Source organism: Gordonia malaquae NBRC 108250, assembly GCF_000344135.1.
In the GTDB taxonomy this organism is placed as follows: domain Bacteria; phylum Actinomycetota; class Actinomycetes; order Mycobacteriales; family Mycobacteriaceae; genus Gordonia; species Gordonia malaquae.
The window spans coordinates 1-2457 of record NZ_BAOP01000073.1 but is presented as its reverse complement, the minus strand read 5'-3'; the positions used below and the strand labels follow the sequence as shown (position 1 = coordinate 2457).

General features: G+C 63.1%; 2 protein-coding genes. One reads left to right on the top strand and one right to left on the bottom strand.

Annotation, left to right across the window (positions count from 1 at the left end):
• Positions 1-68 precede the first annotated feature (68 nt).
• Positions 69-1712: a long-chain fatty acid--CoA ligase gene (locus GM1_RS21180; protein WP_008382348.1), complete on the top strand. Its 1644-nt coding sequence runs from the start codon at positions 69-71 to the stop codon at positions 1710-1712.
• Positions 1713-1971: 259 nt separating this feature from the next.
• Here the strand turns inward: GM1_RS21180 and GM1_RS21175 are convergent.
• The coding region (locus GM1_RS21175) for an MMPL family transporter (RefSeq protein ID WP_008382346.1) at positions 1972-2457 on the bottom strand (486 nt) is incomplete at its 5' end.

Genomic DNA, 2457 nt, shown 5'->3' with positions numbered 1-2457 from the left:
CCCAGGGCTGGCAGATCCAGGACTATGGCCCAGCTGAATAAGGCGGCTGCGCCGCAGAAGGAGTTCCCATGAAGAGCACGATGCAGGATGTGCCCTTGACGGTGGCGTCGATCCTCCGCCACGTCGCGACGAATCACGCCGCAAGGCAGGTCATCACCTACGGCGGAAACGAACCGGCTCGGACCACGACCTACGGGTCCCTTGAGGAACGATGCGGTCAGCTGGCCAATGCTCTGCGTCGTGCCGGTGTTGGCGACGATGACCGTGTCGCTACTTTGCTGTGGAACAACCAGGAACATCTGGAGGCGTACGCAGCGGTTCCCGCCATGGGTGCCGTCTTGCACACCCTGAATCTGCGGTTGTCTGCGTCCCAACTGCAGTTCATCGCGAACCACGCCGAGGACCGGGTCATCATCACTGATAGTTCCCTGGTGCCGTTGTTGGCACCGGTCCTGCCGGGCCTGTCGACCGTACGCGTCGTTTTCGTCGCCGGCGATGGAGAGGTGTCGGCGCTGGAGGGCAACGGCGTCGACATCATCCGGTATGAGGACGCACTCGCCGCGGAGTCGCCGGTGTTCCCGTGGACAGATCCCGATGAGAGATCGGCGGCGGGTATGTGCTACACCAGCGGAACCACGGGAGACCCCAAGGGGGTCGTCTACAGCCACCGGTCGGTGTTCCTGCACTCGATGGCAGCCTGCACCGGTAATGCGCTCGCCGTGGAGGAAGGGGACCGAGTCCTGCCCGTGGTGCCGATGTTCCACGCCAGTGCCTGGGGTCTTCCCTACGCGTCCCTCATGGCGGGTGCCGACTTACTCATGCCGGACCGTTACCTGCAAGCTGCTCCGCTGGCGCACATGATCCAGACACATCGACCCACGAAAGCTGGTGCCGTCCCGACCATCTGGAGCGATTTATTGCAGTATGGGGTATCGCACCCCGAGGTGGATCTGTCGTCGATCAGTCTGGTCGCCTGCGGTGGTGCGCCGGTGCCGCAGTCGTTGATCGAGGGATTCGCCGACAGGTTCGGCGTGCAGATCATCCAGGCGTGGGGGATGACGGAAACCTCGCCGCTGGCCGCGGTCAGTCGACCACCGGCCGGTGTCGCACCGGAATCGGCCATGTCGTATCGCAAGCGTCAGGGCCGTGCCATCTGTGGCGTCGAGATGCGTCTCACCGACGAGGCCGGGATGCCGGTTCCGCGTGATGACAAGTCCGTGGGGGAACTGGAAGTCAAGGGACCGTGGATCACCGGTGCCTATTACCGTCTCGACGAGGACAGCGACAAATTCCGTGACGGCTGGCTGCGCACCGGCGATGTGGGCCACATCAGCCCGGACGGTTACCTCACGCTCACCGATCGATCGAAAGACGTCATCAAGTCCGGCGGCGAGTGGATCTCATCGGTGGAGCTTGAGAACACCATCATGGGCCATCCGCAGGTGGCCGAGGCCGCAGTGATCGCCATCCCCCACGATCGATGGCAGGAGACCGCCCTAGCCGTGGTCGTCCGGGCGCACGACAGTGACGTAACCGCCGATCAGCTCAGAGAATGGTTCCTCGCCAATTGCCCCGACGAGATCCCTCGTTGGTGGATCCCCCAGCACTGGGCGTTCGTGGACCAGGTGCCACGCACCAGCGTGGGCAAGTTCGACAAGAAGGTCTTGCGTGCCCAACATGCCGACGGGAATTTCGTCGTCGTGCCAAACTGAACACATCTCTTGCAGACGGCGGCGGTGCAATGGACCGCCGCCGTCTGGTGTTCACCTCACCTGGCCGGTTGGCCGGTGCACCTAGAAGCATCCCAGGCCGCCGTCGGCAGCGATGCCTAACTTTGCGCCTGAGCAGCCACGGCACGGGCGGAACCGTCGCGCGAATGCGCAATCGACACCGGTCGTGGTATCGCTTCCCCAGCGAGAACCGAGAATGCCTGTCCGCCCTTGCCACGCTGACGCCGGATTGAATCCGCCGTCAGCGATTAGACACCGTCAGATCGTCCTCGGGCAGGGGACCACCCGGCTCGGTGGAATCCGGCTCACCGTCCGCACGGTGCACCCTCCCTGGCCACCAGCTCGCCTCACCGAGCAATGCTGCTAACGCCGGGACGACAATCGTGCGGACGAGAAAGGTGTCCAGGAGTAACCCGATACCGATGATGAAGCCGATCTGCACCATCACGTCGATCGATCCCAGCATGAGTCCGAACATGCTCGCCGCGAAGATCAAACCGGCCGAGGTGATGACCGAGCCGGTGTATGCGACGGTGCGTAGAACTCCGAGCCGGGTATTGGCCACCGATTCCTCTCTGAGCCGGGAAACCAACAGCATGTTGTAGTCGGCCCCCACTGCCACTAGAACGATGAAAGACACCAGCGGGACCGGCCAGGCAATTTCATTGCCGAAAATGTGTTGCAGAACTAGGACACCGATGCCCAGAGCGGCTGCGTAGTTGAGAAC